A 17,563-nucleotide genomic window follows, 5' to 3' on the forward strand; every position below is an offset into this window, starting at 1 on the left:
GCAGACAGAGAACCCCATGCTCCGCGTCGCAGTGCCCAACAAGGGATCGCTCAGCGAGACCGCTTCCGCCATGCTCGCCGAGGCCGGCTACACCGGTCGCCGAGACCCCAAGACCCTCCACGTCGAGGACCCGCGCAACGGCGTCGAGTTCTTCTACCTCCGCCCGCGCGACATCGCGACCTACGTGGGGTCGGGCGCCCTCGACGTGGGCATCACGGGTCGCGACCTGCTGCTCGACTCGCACTCGCCCGCACACGAGGTCGCTCCCCTCGACTTCGGCGGCTCGACCTTCCGTTTCGCGGGCCCTCCCGGCCGTTTCGCCGACCTCCGCCAGCTGCAGGGCACCCGGGTCGCCACGAGCTACGCCGGTCTCGTCGGCTCGTTCCTCGAGAGCCACGGCGTCACCGCGACCCTCGTGCCGCTCGACGGAGCGGTCGAGAGCGCCGTGCAGCTGGGCGTCGCCGACGCCGTGGCCGACGTCGTGTCGACCGGTGCGACCCTGCGGGCGGCCGGGCTCGAGATCTTCGGGCCGGTCATCCTCGAGTCGACGGCCGTCCTCATCTCGTCCGACGCCGAGGTGGACGGTCTGGCGGTCCTCCACCGTCGCCTGCAGGGCGTCCTCGTGGCCCGGCAGTACGTCCTCATGGACTACGACGTCCCGGTCGACAAGCTGGACGCCGCGACCGCCGTCGCCGGCGGCATGGAGTCGCCCACCGTCTCCCCGCTGCACGACCGCGACTGGGCAGCCGTCCGCGTGATGGTCCCGCGGTCCGACACCAACCAGGTCATGGACGCCCTCTACGACCTCGGCGCCCGGGCGATCCTGGTCAGCCCGATCCACGCCGCGAGGCTGTAGCCGTGACCGCCGACGACGCGGTCGTCCCCGGCGCGGTCGCCGCCGACGCCTCCCTCGCCGTCCGGGTCATCCCGTGCCTCGACGTGGCCGCCGGCCGCGTGGTGAAGGGCGTCAACTTCCTCGACCTGCGCGACGCGGGCGACCCGGTCGAGCTGGCCCGCACGTACTACGAGCAGGGTGCCGACGAGATCACCTTCCTCGACGTCACCGCCACGGTCGACGAGCGGTCGACCACCTACGACGTCGTCCGGGCGACGGCCGAGCAGGTCTTCATCCCGCTGACGGTCGGGGGCGGCGTGCGCACTACCGACGACGTCGCCCGGCTGCAGGCGGCGGGGGCCGACAAGATCGGCGTGAACAGCGCCGCCATCGCGCGGCCCGACCTGATCAGCGAGATCGCCGACCGGTTCGGAGCCCAGGCGGTCGTCCTCTCGCTCGACGTCAAGCGTTCAAGCAGCACCCCCTCCGGCTTCGTCGTCACGACCCACGGCGGTCGCACCGAGACGACCCTCGACGCGCTCGCCTGGGCGCGTGAGGCCATCGAACGCGGGGCGGGTGAGTTGCTCGTCAACTCGATCGACGCCGACGGCACCAAGCAGGGCTTCGATCTCGAACTCGTCCGCGCCATGCGCGAGCTCAGCCGGGTGCCGGTCGTCGCGTCCGGAGGGGCGGGTCGGCTCGAGCACTTCGCCCCGGCCATCGAGGCGGGTGCCGACGCCGTGCTCGCGGCGTCGGTCTTCCACAACGGCGAACTCACCATCGGCCAGGTCAAGGACGAGCTGGCCCGGTCGGGGGCCGTCGTCCGCTGAGGCGGGCCGTCACCGCACCGGGCCGCAGCCGAGCAGCCGACATCGCATCGCATCGCATCGCATCGCATCGCATCGCATCGAGGAGCACACCATGACCGACCAGCTGACGCGTGAGACGGTCGAGCCCGTCGTCGCCCGTGCCCGGTTCGACGCGTCGGGCCTGCTGCCCGCCATCATCCAACAAGAGGGCACGAAAGACGTGCTCATGATGGGGTGGATGGACGCCGAGGCGCTCCGCCGCACCCTCACCGAGGGGCGCGTCACCTTCTGGTCCCGCTCTCGACAGGAGTACTGGCGCAAGGGCGACACGTCCGGTCACGCGCAGTTCGTCCGCGCCGCCGCCCTCGACTGTGACGACGACGTGCTGCTCGTCACGGTCGAACAGATCGGCGCCGCCTGCCACACGGGCTCGCACTCCTGTTTCGAGGTCGACCCGCTCGAGCCGGCCACCGCCTCCTCGTCCCTGCCGTCCGGCGACACCGACCCCACCGGAGGCCTCCGTGGCTGACGCCCCGATCCGCACCTCGACGACCCGGGCCCAGTTCGACGAGCGGCTGGCCGGGCACCGGGTCGTCCCGGTCGTCCGCGACCTGTTCGCCGACGGCGAGACGCCCGTGGGGGTGTACCGCAAGCTCGCCGACGGCAGGCCCGGCAGCTTCCTCCTCGAGTCGGCGGCCCAGGGCGGGATCTGGTCCCGGTGGTCCTTCGTCGGCGTCTCGTCGTTCGGCGTGCTCACGACCGACGACGGCGAGGCCCGCTGGATCGACTACGGCATCGACCGCGACCGGGCGCTGGGCGATGCCGTCGGCCGTCCCCTCGAGGTGCTCTCCGCCCTGCACCACCGGTGGGCGACCCCGCGCATCGACGGCATGCCGCCCCTCACCGGCGGCCTCGTCGGGTTCATCGGCTGGGAGGCCGTGCGCGAGCTCGAACACCTTCCCGACGCGCCGCCGGCCGAGTTCACGGTGCCCTCCCAGGCGCTCAGCTTCGTGTCCGAGCTCGTGGCCCTCGACCACCGCACGGGTGCCGTCCTGCTCGTCGCCACCGCGTTGAACGACGGAACCGACGAGCCCGACGTCCTGTGGGCCGACGCGCAGTCCCGACTCGACGACCTCCAATCCCGACTCGCGGCCCCGAGCGAGGCGTTCCTGTCCGACGTCGACCTGACGATCGAGGCCACGCCGACCCGGCGTTCGACCGACGACGAGTACGCGCACGCGATCCGGCGGTCGAAGCAGTTCATCCACGACGGCGACGTCTTCCAGGTCGTCGTCTCCCAGCGCTTCGACCACGAGGTCACGGCCGAGCCGCTCGACGTCTACCGGGTGCTGCGGACGCTCAACCCGAGCCCGTACATGTACCTGGTGACCCTCGACGACGTGCAGGGCCGGCCGTACACCATCGTGGGCTCGTCGCCCGAGGCGCTGGTCAAGGTCGACGGCCGGCGGGCCTACACGCATCCCATCGCCGGGTCGAAGCCCCGCGGAGCCTCGCCCGACGAGGACCAGCGCTTCGCCGACGAACTCGCCTCGGACGAGAAAGAACGCGCCGAGCACCTCATGCTCGTCGACCTCGCCCGCAACGACCTGCTCAAGGTGTGCACGCCGGGAACCGTCGAGGTCACCGAGTTCATGCAGGTCGAACGTTTCAGCCACATCATGCACCTCGTCTCGAGCGTCGAGGGCGACCTCGCTCCCGGCAAGGACGCCATCGACGCGTTCCGTGCCACCTTCCCGGCCGGCACGTTGTCGGGTGCTCCCAAGCCCCGGGCCCTCGAGATCATCGACGAACTCGAGCCCGCCCAGCGGGGCGTCTACGGGGGAGTGGTCGGCTACTTCGACTTCGCCGGCTCGGCCGACGTCGCGATCGCGATCCGCACCGTCCTGTTGCAGGACGGCGTGGCCCGCGTGCAGGCGGGTGCCGGTCTCGTCGCCGACAGCGACCCGGTCGCCGAGAACCAGGAGGCGCGCAACAAGGCCGCGGCCCCCTTGCGTGCCGTCGCGGTCGCGAACGCCATGGCACGGCTCCGCTGATGCCCGCTCGTCGCCTGAAGCTCATGACGATCCTCGGGGGCATCCTGCTCGCGGGACTCGCCCTGCTGTCCTGGACGCAGGACTGGTTCCACGTCGTCGTCGCCTCCCCCCAGGGCGGAGACCTCCCGCTCGACGTCGCCGGCGACGTCGCCGGTGCGCCGTTGTCCGCCCTGTCGCTGGCCAGCCTGGCGCTCTTCGGGGCGCTCACGATCGCCGGCCGCGTCTTCCGCGTCGTCCTGGGGGTTCTCCAGGTGGCACTGGGCGTCAGCGTGGTCGTCACGACGTCGACCGCCCTGGCCGACCCCGTGCGCGCCTCGGGGAGCGCCGTGACGACCGCCACGGGCGTCGACGGCACCGACTCGATCCGGGCCATCGTCTCCTCGGTCGAGCCCACGGCCTGGCCCTGGCTCGGGCTCGTGGCCGGCGTCCTCGCCGCGCTCCTCGGAGTCGCCACCGTGCTCCTCGCGGGCGCCTGGCCCCAGGCCACCCGCAAGTACTCCGCCACGCGACTGGTCGCCGCGGATCCCTCGGCCGATCCGGCGGCCGCCTGGGACGCGCTGTCGGGTGGCGACGATCCCACCGACGACCCGGCGCACCTCGACGAGGGCGGGTCGGGCCCCACCGAGCCGGGTCGTACCCGGTAGACTCAGCACTCGTACCGACCTGATCCAAGGAGCACTGTGAGCACGAACACGACGAGCACCCCGTCCGGTGGCGACGCGCCCCTCGCGAACGCCCCCGCGAAGGTCGACTCCGGCTCGAAGGGCCGCGACACCGAGACGGCCGACGACCTCGGGCACGGCAACTCGCCCGCCGCCTGGACCGCCGTCGTCATCATGCTGGTCGGCTTCGCCATCGGCACGCTGGCCTTCTTCCTCGACGTCCCGTGGATCGTCTGGGCGTCGGCCGGCCTGGTCGTCGTCGGACTGATCGTCGGTCTCGTGCTCAAGAAGGCCGGTTACGGCGTCGGTGGTCACCGCTACGTGCCGAAGGCCCACAACTAGGTGCTCGACGACCTCTACGCGGGTGCCGTGGCCGACGCCGCAGCACGCCGCGAGTCCCTCCCTTTCGCCGCCGTCGAGGCAGCGGCGCTCTCTCGTGAGCCCGCACTCGACGCCCGCACCGCCCTCGCCCCCGGCGACCGTGTCAAGGTCATCGCCGAGGTGAAGCGCGCCAGCCCGTCACGGGGCCACCTCTCGACCATCGCCGACCCGGCGTCTCTGGCCCGCTCCTACGCGGCCGGGGGAGCGAGCGCGATCAGCGTCCTCACCGAGGGCCGGAAGTTCAAGGGCTCCCTCGCCGACCTCGAGGCCGTTCGCACCGCAGTCGACGTGCCCGTCCTCCGCAAGGACTTCATCGCCGACCCGTACCAGGTGTTCGAGGCGCGGGCGGCCGGTGCCGATCTCGTGCTGCTGATCGTCGCCGGGCTCGAACAGCCTCGCCTCCTCGAATTGCACGACCTCGTGAGGCAACTGGGCATGACCGCACTCATCGAGGCGCACTCCGCCGACGAGGTGTCGCGCGGCCTCGACGCCGGTGCCACCGTCCTCGGCGTCAACGCCCGCGACCTCACGACCTTCGAACTCGACAGGGACCTCTTCGGTCGCCTGTCGCACTCGATCCCGACGGGCGTCACCCGCGTCGCCGAGTCGGCGGTCTCGTCGCCCGACGACGTCGCCCACTACCGTCGCTCCGGTGCCGACGTCGTGCTCGTGGGCGAAGCCCTCGTGACCCACGGCGACCCCGCCGACGCCATCACCCGCTTCCTGGAGGTCTGACCATGGCACTGCGCGACGAGACAGGTCCGTATTTCGGTTCGTTCGGGGGTCGCTTCGTCCCCGAGTCCCTGGTGGCCGCCCTCGACGAGCTCGACGCGGCCTACAAGGCCGCGGCCGTCGACCCCGAGTTCGCCGCCGAGCTGACGGCTCTCCACGCCACCTACACGGGCCGGCCGTCGATCATCACCGAGGTTCCGAGGTTCGCCCAGCACGCCGGTGGTGCCCGCATCATCCTCAAGCGTGAAGACCTCAACCACACGGGGTCCCACAAGATCAACAACGTGCTCGGACAGGCGCTGCTGGCCCGAAAGCTCGGCAAGACTCGCCTGATCGCCGAGACCGGAGCCGGTCAGCACGGCGTCGCGACGGCCACCGCCGCCGCCCTCTTCGGCATGGAGTGCGTCGTGTACATGGGGCAGGTCGACACCGAGCGCCAGGCGCTCAACGTCGCGCGGATGCGCCTGCTCGGAGCCGAGGTCGTCTCGGTCACGACGGGCTCCCGCACCCTCAAGGACGCCATCAACGACGCCATGCGCGACTGGGTCTCCAGCGTCGACACCACGCACTACGTGCTGGGCACGGTCGCCGGTCCGCACCCGTTCCCGGCCATGGTGCGCGACTTCCACAAGATCATCGGCGAAGAGGCCCGCCAGCAGGTCCTCGACCTGACCGGAGCACTGCCCGACGCCGTGACGGCCTGCGTCGGCGGCGGCTCGAACGCCATGGGCATCTTCCACGCGTTCCTCGACGACCCCTCGGTGCGGTTGTTCGGCTTCGAGGCCGGCGGGGACGGCGTCGAGACGGGCCGTCACGCGGCGTCGATCACCCTCGGCCGCATCGGCAACCTCCAGGGCACCAAGTCGTACCTCATGCAGGACGAAGACGGTCAGACGCTCGAGAGCCACTCCATCTCCGCGGGCCTCGACTACCCGAGCGTCGGCCCGGAGCACGCCTGGTTGTCCGAGTCGGGCCGGGCCGAGTACCAGCCGATCACCGACGACGAGGCGATGCAGGCCTTCCGACTGCTCTCGCAGACCGAGGGCATCATGCCCGCGATCGAGTCGGCACACGCCCTGGCGGGCACGATCAAGCTCGGTCTGGAGCACCCCGACTGGACGATCCTGGTCTCGCTCAGCGGCCGTGGCGACAAGGACGTCTCGACCGCGAGCCGGTACTTCGGCGTCCTCGACGAGAAGGCACAGCAGCTGTGACCGCCGCAGTCCCCGCCGGTACGAGCAAGGTCGGCGACGCGATCCGGGCCCGGCGAGACGCCGGGAGCGGCGCCGTCGTCGGATACCTGCCGGTCGGGTTCCCCGATCTCGACACCAGCATCGAGGCCGCGGTGGCGATGGCCGAGAACGGCATCGACGTCATCGAACTCGGCATCCCGTACTCCGACCCCGTGATGGACGGCCCGGTCATCCAGGCAGCCACACAGCGGTCCCTCGCCGAGGGGTTCCGCGTGCGCGACGTCTTCACGGCGATCCGTGAGATCACCTCCCGCGTCGACGCCCCGGTCATCCCGATGACCTACTGGAACCCGGTCGAGCAGTACGGCGTCCAGCGGTTCGCCGACGACCTCGCGGCCGCGGGCGGTGCCGGGCTCATCACCCCCGACCTCATCCCCGACGAGGCCGACGCGTGGATGTCCGCGGCCGAGGCCGCCGACCTCGACCGGGTGTTCCTGGCCGCTCCGTCGTCCAGCGACTCGCGCCTCCGGCGGGCCGTGGCCAGTAGTCGCGGCTTCGTCTACACCGTCTCGACGATGGGCATCACAGGAGCCCGAACCGACGTTGACGCGGCGGCGAGCACCCTCGTCGCCCGACTCCGCGAGGTGGGCGTCGAGAACGCCTGCGTCGGTCTCGGCATCTCCACGGCCCAGCAGGTCCGCGAGGTGCTCGACTACGCCGACGGTGCCATCATCGGTTCGGCCTTCGTCCGTGCCCTCGCCGACGGCGGGGTCGAACGCCTCGCCGAGGTCTCCGCCGACCTGTCGTCCGGCGCGGCCCCCTCCGCCTCCTGACCCCTCGGGTCCGACGCCCTCGCGCTAGAGTCGTCACCCGTCGGGTGACCGACGCTCCGCACCCCCTCCGAAAGGCATCACGCCCGTGTTCGTTCCCTTGAGCATCCCGAGCCCGTCGGCCGCCTGGCAGTACTTCGACGTCACCGCCTGGTTGAACTCGACCTTCGGGGCGTCGTTGCCCGGCTCGCTGCGGATACACGCCTACGCGATCTGCATCCTCGTCGGCATCGTCGCAGCGGTGGTCATCACGAACCACCGTCTGAACCGGCAGGGGGCGGAGAAGGGCATCGTCATCGACGTGGCCATCTGGGCCGTGGTGTTCGGCATCGCGGGGGGACGCCTGTTCCACGTCATCACCCACCCGGCGGACTACTTCTCCTCGCCCGACCAGTACATCCACGTCCTCTTCGTGTGGGAGGGCGGCCTCGCCATCTACGGCGCCCTGCTGTTGGGTGCCGTCGGCGTCTGGCTCGGTTGCCGCTTCACCGGTCTCCGGTTCACGGTCTTCGCCGACGCCCTCGCCCCCGGCCTGCTCGTCGCGCAGGCCTTCGGACGCCTCGGCAACTGGTTCAACCACGAGCTCTTCGGCATGCCGACCGACCTGCCCTGGGGCCTCGAGATCGAGTCCACGAACGCCGCCTACCCCACCGGCCTGCCCGAGGGCACGCTCTTCCACCCGACCTTCCTCTACGAGATCGTCTGGATGCTCGCCGGCGTCGCGATCCTCGTGCTCCTCGAGAAGAAGGCCCCCATGCAGTGGGGTCGGTCGTTGGCCTTCTACCTGGTCTGGTACGGCATCGGACGGGCCTGGTTCGAGTCGATCCGCACCGATCCCAGCCTGCTCTTCTTCGGCATCCGCACCAACGTCTGGATGAGCTTCTTCGCCATCGTCCTCGGGATCGTCCTCTTCATCCTCGCCTCCCGCCGCCACACCGGCACGGTCCCCGGCCCCTACGTGCCCGGCCGTGCGCCGAGCGAGCGGGCGGCTGCTGTAGACTCTGACGGCACGTACACGGAGAACGACGAACCCGAGTTGGTCACCGTCGGCGCATCGGACGACAACACCGATCGCTCACCGCGTCCCTAGGTCGTCCACTCCACGACGACCGCGGGCCCGGCGCCCCACCGTCGTGGCGCCCGATCCCCTCCACCCCATCCCGGTGCGAACGATCCGCCCGCGACACGGTCCCGTGCACGCACCCGCGCCTCGTAAGATCGAGCGCAGTCGGCCCCTCCCGCCGGCGTGCACGCCCACGGTCGCCACGAGCCGACCTCTCCCGCCGAGTCGGGGCCGCCCACAGAAGCCGGCCCCGTCAGGCACCTCGGGCCGACGTCGTCCCGCCCCCTGTCGGATCTCTTCGTGAGGACGGATTCCATGGCTCTCACGCCAGCACACCAGCAGTTCAGCACGGTCCCCGAGGCCAGCGGCCTCTACGACCCGCGCAACGAGAAGGACGCCTGTGGCCTCGCCATGGTGGCGACCCTCCGTGGAACCCCCGGTCACGACATCGTCGACACCGCCCTGCGGGCCCTCCGGAACCTCGAGCACCGAGGTGCCGTGGGTTCCGACGCCGGCACCGGGGACGGTGCGGGCATCCTCTGCCAGGTGCCCGACGAGTTCCTGCGCCACGAGGTCGACTTCGACCTGCCGCCGGCCGGCCAGTACGCGGTGGGCATCGCCTACCTGCCCCTCGACGAGCAGGAGCGCTCCGAGCTGAAGACGGGCATCGAGCGCATCGCCGACCTCGAGCACCTCGACGTCCTCGGCTGGCGCGAGGTCCCCGTGCGCCCCGAAGAACTCGGCACGTTGGCGCGCAACGCGATGCCCGCCTTCGAGCAGCTCTTCGTCGCCAGCAGGCACCACGACGCCGACGGCGTCCCGCTCGCCGGCGTCGCGCTCGACCGCCAGGCGTTCCGGCTGCGCAAGCGTGCCGAGCGCAAACTCTCGGCCTACTTCACCTCTCTGGGCAGCCGGACCATGGTCTACAAGGGCATGGTCACCACACTTCAGCTCGAGCCGTTCTACCCCGACCTGAGCGACGAGCGCTTCGCCTCGAAACTCGCGATCGTGCACTCGCGCTACTCGACGAACACGTTCCCGTCGTGGCCGCTGGCACAGCCGTTCCGCATGATCGCCCACAACGGCGAGATCAACACGGTCCGGGGCAACCGCAACTGGATGCGTGCCCGGCAGTCCCAGCTCGAGAACGAGCTCATCGGCGACCTGAAGCCCATCCTCCCCATCGTCAGCCCCGGGGCGAGCGACTCGGCGTCGTTCGACGAGGTCGTCGAGTTGCTCAGCCTGACCGGCCGGTCCCTGCCGCACGCGGTCATGATGATGGTCCCCGAGGCGTGGGAGAACCAGGTCGACATCGACCCCACCCTGCGCGACTTCTACGAGTACCACTCGATGCTCATGGAGGCGTGGGACGGCCCCGCGGCCATCACGTTCACCGACGGCACGCACGTCGGCGCCACCCTCGACCGCAACGGCCTGCGGCCGGGCCGCTACCTCGTCACCGACGACGGCCTCGTGGTCCTCGCGAGCGAGATCGGCGTCATCGACGTCGACCCCGCCAAGGTGGTCCGCAAGGGACGGCTCCGCCCCGGCAAGATGTTCCTGGTCGACACCGAGGCCGGCCGCATCATCGAGGACGACGAGATCAAACGCGACCTCGCCACGGCCGCGCCCTACGGCGAGTGGCTCGCCGAGGGGCGCATCCACCTCTCGGAGCTGCCCGAACGCGAGCACATCGTGCACACCCCGGCGTCGGTCACCCGCCGTCAGCGCACCTTCGGGTACACCGAAGAAGAGGTCCGCATCCTGTTGACGCCGATGGCGAAGACCGGCGCGGAGCCCCTGGGCGCCATGGGAAGCGACACGCCGATCGCCGTCCTGTCCGAGCGCCCGCGCCTCCTGTTCGACTACTTCACGCAGCAGTTCGCCCAGGTGACGAACCCTCCGCTCGACTCGATCCGCGAGTCGGTGGTCACGTCGCTCAAGCTGGGTCTCGGTCCCGAGCGCAACCTGCTCGCCGCGACCCCCGAGCACGCCCGCCAGGTGATCCTGGACTTCCCCGTCATCGACAACGACGAGCTCGCCAAGATCCAGCACATCGACCCGAGCCCCGGCTCCCGCAAGACGTCGACCATCCGCGGGCTGTACCGCGCCGACAAGGGCCCGCGGGCACTCGAGAAGCGCATCGCCGCCATGTGCAACGAGGTGGACGACGCGATCGAGGCCGGTGCGGAGTTCATCGTCCTCTCCGACCGCGACTCGAACGCCGACTTCGCCCCGGTGCCGTCGCTGCTCATGATCGCCGCGGTGCACCACCACCTGATCCGCACCGAGAACCGCATGAAGGTCGGCCTGATCGTCGAGGCCGGTGACGTGCGCGAGGTGCACCACGTGGCCACGCTGATCGGCTACGGCGCGTCCGCGGTCAACCCGTACCTCGCGATGGAGACCTGCGAGAACCTCGTGAGGGCCGGGATGATCACCGGGCTGAGCCCCGAGGACGCCGTGCACAACTTGATCAAGGCTCTCGGCAAGGGCGTGCTCAAGATCATGTCGAAGATGGGCATCTCGACGGTGTCGAGCTACGCCGCGGCGCAGGCGTTCGAGGCCGTGGGCCTCAGCCAGGAGTTCGTCGACACGTACTTCACCGGTACCTCGTCGATGCTCGGAGGCGTGGGGATCGACGTCATCGCGGCCGAGAACAAGCAGCGACACACGAGCGCTTACCCCAGCGACGGCTCCGTCATCGCGCACGAGCGGCTGGCCACGGGCGGCGAGTACCAGTGGCGCCGCGAGGGTCCCCGGCACCTCTTCAACCCCGACACCGTGTTCCGGCTGCAGCACGCCACGCGCACCCGCCGCTACGACATCTTCCGCGAGTACACCAAGCTCGTCGACGACCAGGCCGAGCAGCTGATGACGCTGCGCGGGCTGTTCCGGCTCAAGCACGGCGTCCGCCCGGCCGTCCCGCTCGACGAGGTCGAGCCCATCGAGTCGATCGTGAAGCGGTTCTCGACGGGGGCGATGAGCTACGGCTCGATCTCGCAGGAGGCGCACGAGACCCTCGCCATCGCGATGAACCGCCTCGGCGGCAAATCCAACACCGGCGAGGGCGGAGAGGACGTCGACCGCCTCCTCGACCCCGAGCGCCGCAGCGCCGTGAAACAGGTGGCCTCCGGGCGCTTCGGGGTCACCAGCATGTACCTCACGCACGCCACCGACATCCAGCTCAAGATGGCCCAGGGCGCCAAGCCGGGCGAGGGCGGTCAGCTCCCGCCGACGAAGGTCTACCCCTGGGTGGCACGAACGCGTCACGCGACGGCCGGCGTCGGTCTCATCTCGCCGCCGCCGCACCACGACATCTACTCGATCGAGGACCTCAAGCAGCTGATCTTCGACGTCAAGCGCGCCAACCCCAAGGCCCGCGTCCACGTCAAGCTCGTGAGCCAGTCCGGCATCGGCGCGGTCGCGGCAGGGGTCACGAAGGCCCTGGCCGACGTCGTGCTCGTGTCCGGCCACGACGGGGGCACCGGCGCGAGCCCGTTGAACTCGCTCAAGCACGCGGGCACGCCCTGGGAGATCGGCCTCGCCGAGACCCAGCAGACCCTCATGCTGAACGGGATGCGCGAGCGTGTCGTCGTCCAGGTCGACGGTCAGATGAAGACCGGCCGCGACGTCCTCATCGCCGCCCTGCTCGGCGGCGAGGAGTTCGGCTTCGCCACGGCGCCGTTGATCGTCGAGGGCTGCATCATGATGAGGGTCTGCCACCTCGACACCTGCCCGGTCGGTGTGGCGACCCAGAACCCCGAGCTCCGTGCCCGCTTCTCCGGCAAGCCGGAGTTCGTCGTCAACTTCTTCGAGTTCCTGGCGCAGGAGGTACGCGAGTACCTCGCCGCGCTGGGCTTCCGCAGTCTCGACGAGGCCATCGGCCGGACGGACGTCCTCGACGTCGACCGCGCCGTCGACCACTGGAAGGCCTCGGGTCTCGACCTCGCCCCGGTGCTGGTCGGTCCGACGTTCTCCGACGACGAGCCCCGACGCAACCGCACCTCGCAGGACCACGGCCTCGACGAGCACTTCGACGTGCAGCTGATCGAGCGCAGTGCCGACGTGCTCGAGAACGGTGGGCACGTCGAGATCACGCTCCCGATCCGCAACACCGAGCGGGCGGTCGGCACCATGCTCGGGCACGAGGTCACCCTGCGACACGGTGAGCACGGCCTGCCCGACGGCAGCATCGAGATCAACCTCAGTGGTTCGGCCGGTCAGTCGCTCGGTGCGTTCCTGCCCGCCGGCATCACCCTGCGCCTCGAGGGCGACAGCAACGACTACGTGGGCAAGGGCCTCTCCGGCGGCAACGTCGTGGTGCGTCCGCCCCGCGGCAGCGCCTTCGCCGCCGAGGAGAACGTCATCGCCGGCAACGTCATCGGCTACGGCGCGACCCAGGGCAGCATGTTCCTGCGGGGCATCGTGGGGGAGCGCTTCCTGGTCCGCAACTCGGGGGCCAGCGCGGTCGCGGAGGGCGTGGGCGACCACGCGCTCGAGTACATGACGGGCGGTCTCGCCGTCATCCTCGGCGACACGGGCCGCAACCTCGGAGCAGGCATGTCCGGAGGGACGGCCTACGTGCACCGGCTCAAGCCCGAACGGGTCAACGCCGAGGCACTCGCTTCGGGTGAACTCGAACTCCACCCCCTCGGCAGCGCCGACGTCGAGATCCTGACCGACCTGTTGCGCCGGCACCTCGCCGAGACCGGGTCACCCGTGGCGGAGCACATGCTCGACGACCTCGATGCCACGGTGGCCGAGTTCGTGAAGGTGCTGCCCCGCGACTACGCCGCCGTCCTCGCCACCCGGCAGACGGCCGTCGACGAGGGTCTCGACCCCGATGGCGACGAAGCATGGAAGAGAATCCTGGAGGTGACCGGTGGCTGACCCCAAAGGCTTCCTGAAGACGCAGACCCGCGAGCTGCCCAGGCGCCGACCCGTGTCGGTCCGGCTCATGGACTGGAAAGAGGTCTACGAGCAGCAGGAGAGCGGCGAGCTCCGACGTCAGGCGGGCCGTTGCATGGACTGCGGCGTCCCGTTCTGCCACCAGGGCTGCCCGCTCGGCAACCTGATCCCCGAGTGGAACGACCTCATGTGGCGTGGAGAGGGCCGTCAGGCCGTCGAGCGCCTGCACGCGACCAACAACTTCCCGGAGTTCACCGGTCGTCTCTGCCCCGCGCCGTGCGAGTCCTCCTGCGTCCTGGGCATCAACCAGCCCCCGGTGACGATCAAGCAGGTCGAGGTCTCGATCATCGACCAGGCGTTCGCCGCCGGATGGGTCACCCCGCACCCGCCCGAGCGCCTGACGGGCAAGACGGTCGCCGTCGTCGGTTCCGGCCCCGCCGGGCTGGCCGCCGCCCAGCAGCTCACGCGTGCCGGCCACACGGTCGCCGTCTACGAGCGCGAGGACCGCATCGGTGGCCTGCTGCGTTACGGCATCCCCGACTTCAAGATGGAGAAGAAGCAGATCGAGCAGCGCATCGCCCAGATGCAGGCCGAGGGCACGCGTTTCCGCGCCCGGGTCGAGATCGGTCGGGACATCTCGTGGGACGACCTCCGGGCCCGCTACGACGCCGTGGTCGTCGCGACGGGCGCGACGGTTCCCCGTGATCTGCCGATCCCGGGACGCGACCTGTCCGGCATCCACTTCGCCATGGACTACCTCGTGCAGCAGAACAGGGCCGGAGCGGGCGACACGGTGGCCGACCAGATCACGGCCGAGGGCAAGCACGTCGTCGTGCTGGGCGGCGGCGACACCGGTGCGGACTGCATCGGTACCGCCCACCGGCAGGGTGCCCTCTCGGTGACCAACCTCGCGATCGGCCAGCAGCCCCCGGAAGAACGCCCCGAGGCACAGCCGTGGCCGATGTTCCCCACGCTGTTCGAGGTGTCGAGTGCCCACGAAGAAGGCGGCGAGCGGGTCTACCTCGCGTCGACGGTCGAGTTCCTGACCAACGAGGTCGGCGAGGTGCGGGCCATCCGCGTCGCCGAGACCGAGTACGTCGACGGTCGACGGGTCCCCAAGGCGGGCACCGAGCGCGAGGTCCCCGCCGACCTCGTCCTGCTCGCGCTCGGCTTCACCGGACCCGAGCGCGACACCATCGAGGAGCAGCTGCGGCTCACCTTCGACGGTGGCGGCTCCCTCGAGCGCGGTGCCACCTACGAGACGGGCGAACCAGGCGTCTTCGTGACCGGCGACGCCGGGCGCGGGCAGTCGCTCATCGTCTGGGCGATCGCCGAGGGCCGCGCCACGGCCTCCGCCGTCGACGCCTACCTCGAGGGCCAGACCGTGCTGCCCTTCCCGGTGAAGCCCACCGATCGGTCCATCTCGGTCTGATCCGGCCATCCGACGGGAATAGGGTGGGAGTCGGGCTGTAGTCGTCCCACCCCCTTTCCCCCCACACGAACGGAACACATGAGACGCGCAAAGATCGTCGCCACCCTCGGGCCGGCGACGTCGAGCTACGACGACATCCGGGCGATCATCGACGCCGGCGTCGACGTCGCCCGCATGAACCTCAGCCACGGCAGCTACGACGTCCACGAAGGCGTCTACGCGAACGTCCGCCAGGCGTCGGCCGACTCGGGCCGCGCCGTCGCGGTCCTCGTCGACCTGCAGGGCCCCAAGATCCGCCTCGGCAAGTTCGCCGACGGTCCGCACGACCTCGAGGTCGGCGACGTGTTCAAGATCACCACGGACGACATCCTGGGTTCCAAGGAGATCTGCGGCACGACGTTCAAGGGCCTCCCCGACGACGTCACGGCGGGAGACCCGCTCCTGATCGACGACGGCCGCGTCAAGCTCCGCGTCCTCGAGACCGACGGCACCGTCGTCACGACCGAGGTCGTCGTCGCCGGCACGGTGTCGAACAACAAGGGCATCAACCTCCCCGGCGTGGCGGTCAACGTGCCCGCCCTCTCCGACAAGGACGAGGCCGACCTCCGCTGGGGTCTCCGACTCGGCGCCGACCTGATCGCCCTGTCGTTCGTGCGCGACGCGGACGACGTCGTGCGCGTGCACGAGATCATGGCCGAAGAGGGCCGCAAGGTCCCCGTCTACGCGAAGATCGAGAAGCCCCAGGCCGTCGACAACCTCGAGGCCATCATCGACGCCTTCGACGGCATCATGGTCGCCCGTGGCGACCTGGGCGTCGAGTTGCCCCTCGAGGCCGTGCCCATCGTGCAGAAGCACGCGGTCGAGCTCTCGCGTCGCATGGCGAAGCCGGTCATCGTCGCCACCCAGATGCTCGAGTCCATGATCTCGAGCCCGATCCCGACCCGCGCCGAGACCTCGGACGTCGCCAACGCCGTCCTCGACGGCACCGACGCGGTCATGCTCTCGGGCGAGACGAGCGTCGGCGAGTACCCGGTCATCACGGTGCAGACCATGGCGCGCATCGTGGCCTCCACCGAAGAGCACGGGCTCGAGCGCATCCCTCCGCTCGGCACGCGTCCGCGCACGCAGGGCGGCGCCATCACCCTGGCAGCGGCCGACGTCGCCGACTTCGTCCAGGCGAAGTTCCTCTGCGTCTTCACCGAATCGGGCGACTCGGTGCGTCGCATGTCGCGCCTGCGTCACTCGATCCCCATCCTGGCCTTCACGCCCAACGAGGCGATCCGTCGCCGCATGGCGATCAGCTGGGGCGTCCAGTCCTACCTGGTCGAGACCGTCACGCACACCGACGCCATGTTCGCGCAGGTGGACGACATCCTGCTCGGCAACGACCTCGCCGAGTCGGGCGACAAGGTCATCGTGATCGCCGGGTCCCCTCCCGGGATCGCGGGCTCGACGAACGATCTCCGGGTGCACCGCGTGGGTGACGCCCACGGGGAGGCCGCTCCGGCCTACGCGTCGCAGCCCTGACGCACCGCGACACCCCTGGCGAAGCCGGGGCGATCCCCTCGGATCGCCCCGGCTTCGTCGTGTCGGCGGGGCGTACGCTCACGGCATGTCCGTGGACGCCCGTCATCCCTCGTGCTTCGAGTTCGAGGCCCGCTTGTACGTGGTGCCGTCCTGGAGCGGTCACGGTGTGGTCGAGACTCGTCGCAGCCTCGGCCCCGAGATCCGAGAGACCAGCCGAGGAGGCGCGGGGGTGGGCCGGTGGGCAGCTCTCGGTGCCCTCGTGGGCGGCTCGTTCCTCGGGGGAGTGGCGGCGACCGTGTGGCGGGTCGACGGCCTCTGGGCCCTCTCGCTGATCTTCGTCCTCGGCGCCGCGGTCGGGGCCGTGCTGGCGATCGGCACCCGGACGATCTTCCAGGAGGGGGCGGGTGACCAAGCTCGTGGGACCGCCGCGGCGCCGAGTCCACCGGAAGGACCTCTGCCTGCCGTCGAGGTGCCGTGGGACGTCGCCCGGGCGGCGCCCGAGGACTCCACCGGGGACGAACTGGTCCTCTGGGCGACCTTGACCAGCCGATACCGCGAGGCGCGGGAAGCCCTCGTCGCCGGTGGCGGCGAGGACGACCGGTTCACCGACCCGAGGGAGGCCGGAGCACGGATCGCCGAATGGGAGAGCGCCTACCGGACTGCGAGCCGGGACTACGAGCCGGTGGCGCGCCTCCTCGGCTTTCCCCTGCCGTGAGATGGCCGACCCTCCCACCCGAGACGGGAACGGAGAAAGCCCCGACCCGCCGGAGCGGATCGGGGCTTTCGGTTCAGTGGCGGGCGAGCCCGCCGACTGACGGCGTCACGAGGACGCCACCGAGTCAGATGACGCGGATGTTCTCGGCCTGGAGGCCCTTGTTGCCCTGAGCCGTGTCGAACTCGACCTTCTGGTTCTCTTCCAGGTTGCGGTAGCCGTCGCCGGCGATCGCGGAGAAGTGCGCGAAGACGTCAGTGGTTCCGTCGTCGGGGGTGATGAAGCCGAAGCCCTTTTCGGAGTTGAACCACTTAACGGTGCCTGTTGCCATTTTTCTTGTTCCTTCAATCAGAGTTGTCGATCTCGATTTCGAGATCGCTCGTCGCGGTGCCTTTTTGTCCGCTCCCTCTGAGAACGACGCC

14 protein-coding genes and 1 pseudogene are annotated in these 17,563 nt (G+C 70.3%); 14 read left to right on the forward strand and 1 reads right to left on the reverse strand.

Annotated elements, in window-relative coordinates; translation table 11 throughout:
• The first annotated feature begins 16 nt into the window (after positions 1–16).
• The 14 genes and pseudogenes from hisG to IFT36_RS00325 all read left to right on the forward strand — a co-directional run bounded on the left by hisG (position 17) and on the right by IFT36_RS00325 (position 17,144).
• Entirely contained in the window at positions 17–856 is an 840-nt protein-coding gene (hisG, locus tag IFT36_RS00260) for an ATP phosphoribosyltransferase (RefSeq protein WP_123570089.1), read from the forward strand.
• Positions 857–858: 2 nt separating this feature from the next.
• A complete protein-coding gene (hisF, locus tag IFT36_RS00265; protein WP_200412161.1) occupies positions 859–1,665 on the forward strand; it encodes an imidazole glycerol phosphate synthase subunit HisF in 807 nt (268 codons plus the stop codon).
• 91 nt (positions 1,666–1,756) lie between these two features.
• Entirely contained in the window at positions 1,757–2,173 is a 417-nt protein-coding gene (hisI, locus tag IFT36_RS00270; RefSeq protein WP_054146066.1) for a phosphoribosyl-AMP cyclohydrolase, read from the forward strand.
• On the forward strand, positions 2,166–3,698 hold the full coding sequence (locus IFT36_RS00275; protein WP_369794370.1) for an anthranilate synthase component I: 1,533 nt from the start codon (positions 2,166–2,168) through the stop codon (positions 3,696–3,698). The genes hisI and IFT36_RS00275 overlap by 8 nt, the downstream gene beginning before the upstream one ends.
• The gene (locus IFT36_RS00280; protein WP_200412162.1) at positions 3,698–4,342 is read left to right on the forward strand and encodes a Trp biosynthesis-associated membrane protein; all 645 of its coding nucleotides are present in this window, start codon (positions 3,698–3,700) and stop codon (positions 4,340–4,342) included. The genes IFT36_RS00275 and IFT36_RS00280 overlap by 1 nt, the downstream gene beginning before the upstream one ends.
• A 144-nt stretch (positions 4,343–4,486) precedes the next feature.
• Positions 4,487–4,702 (forward strand): annotated as a pseudogene (locus IFT36_RS00285) (DUF6704 family protein); the annotation flags it as partial.
• Positions 4,703–5,476 carry an indole-3-glycerol phosphate synthase TrpC gene (trpC, locus tag IFT36_RS00290; RefSeq protein WP_123570085.1) on the forward strand — a complete coding sequence of 258 codons (774 nt, stop codon included), beginning with the start codon at positions 4,703–4,705 and terminating at the stop codon, positions 5,474–5,476. It abuts the pseudogene before it with no gap.
• A 2-nt stretch (positions 5,477–5,478) separates the two neighbouring features.
• Positions 5,479–6,687 carry a tryptophan synthase subunit beta gene (gene trpB, locus IFT36_RS00295; RefSeq protein ID WP_056045283.1) on the forward strand — a complete coding sequence of 403 codons (1,209 nt, stop codon included), beginning with the start codon at positions 5,479–5,481 and terminating at the stop codon, positions 6,685–6,687.
• The gene (trpA, locus tag IFT36_RS00300) at positions 6,684–7,499 is read left to right on the forward strand and encodes a tryptophan synthase subunit alpha (RefSeq protein WP_200412163.1); all 816 of its coding nucleotides are present in this window, start codon (positions 6,684–6,686) and stop codon (positions 7,497–7,499) included. Before trpB ends, trpA begins: the two co-directional genes overlap by 4 nt.
• An 85-nt stretch (positions 7,500–7,584) precedes the next feature.
• Positions 7,585–8,586 carry a prolipoprotein diacylglyceryl transferase gene (gene lgt, locus IFT36_RS00305; protein ID WP_307784981.1) on the forward strand — a complete coding sequence of 334 codons (1,002 nt, stop codon included), beginning with the start codon at positions 7,585–7,587 and terminating at the stop codon, positions 8,584–8,586.
• Between the two features lie 288 nt (positions 8,587–8,874).
• Positions 8,875–13,452, forward strand: a complete 4,578-nt coding sequence (gene gltB / locus IFT36_RS00310) for a glutamate synthase large subunit (protein WP_056045274.1) — start codon at positions 8,875–8,877, stop codon at positions 13,450–13,452.
• Positions 13,445–14,902, forward strand: a complete 1,458-nt coding sequence (locus IFT36_RS00315) for a glutamate synthase subunit beta (RefSeq protein WP_200412164.1) — start codon at positions 13,445–13,447, stop codon at positions 14,900–14,902. Before gltB ends, IFT36_RS00315 begins: the two co-directional genes overlap by 8 nt.
• A 78-nt stretch (positions 14,903–14,980) precedes the next feature.
• Positions 14,981–16,429, forward strand: coding sequence for a pyruvate kinase (gene pyk, locus IFT36_RS00320; RefSeq protein ID WP_056045267.1), 1,449 nt, complete (start codon positions 14,981–14,983; stop codon positions 16,427–16,429).
• 85 nt (positions 16,430–16,514) lie between these two features.
• Entirely contained in the window at positions 16,515–17,144 is a 630-nt protein-coding gene (locus tag IFT36_RS00325) for a hypothetical protein (protein WP_200412165.1), read from the forward strand.
• A gap of 124 nt (positions 17,145–17,268) precedes the next feature.
• On the opposite strand, the gene IFT36_RS00330 is transcribed toward IFT36_RS00325, so the two are convergent.
• Positions 17,269–17,472: a cold-shock protein gene (locus IFT36_RS00330; RefSeq protein WP_043592793.1), complete on the reverse strand. Its 204-nt coding sequence runs from the start codon at positions 17,470–17,472 to the stop codon at positions 17,269–17,271.
• Positions 17,473–17,563 lie beyond the last annotated feature (91 nt).

The sequence above is a fragment of the Frigoribacterium sp. CFBP 13605 genome, from assembly GCF_014839405.1.
In the GTDB taxonomy this organism is placed as follows: Bacteria; Actinomycetota; Actinomycetes; order Actinomycetales; family Microbacteriaceae; genus Frigoribacterium.

Bases quoted from the DNA above. Each gene is read 5' to 3' on its own strand.
- hisG (WP_123570089.1), top strand. From the start codon at position 17: ATGCTCCGCGTCGCAGTGCCCAACAAGGGATCGCTCAGCGAGACCGCT.
- hisI (WP_054146066.1), top strand. From the start codon at position 1,757: ATGACCGACCAGCTGACGCGTGAGACGGTCGAGCCCGTCGTCGCCCGT.
- IFT36_RS00280 (WP_200412162.1), top strand. From the start codon at position 3,698: ATGCCCGCTCGTCGCCTGAAGCTCATGACGATCCTCGGGGGCATCCTG.
- trpB (WP_056045283.1), top strand. From the start codon at position 5,479: ATGGCACTGCGCGACGAGACAGGTCCGTATTTCGGTTCGTTCGGGGGT.
- gltB (WP_056045274.1), top strand. From the start codon at position 8,875: ATGGCTCTCACGCCAGCACACCAGCAGTTCAGCACGGTCCCCGAGGCC.
- pyk (WP_056045267.1), top strand. From the start codon at position 14,981: ATGAGACGCGCAAAGATCGTCGCCACCCTCGGGCCGGCGACGTCGAGC.
- IFT36_RS00325 (WP_200412165.1), top strand. From the start codon at position 16,515: ATGTCCGTGGACGCCCGTCATCCCTCGTGCTTCGAGTTCGAGGCCCGC.
- IFT36_RS00330 (WP_043592793.1), bottom strand. From the start codon at position 17,472: ATGGCAACAGGCACCGTTAAGTGGTTCAACTCCGAAAAGGGCTTCGGC.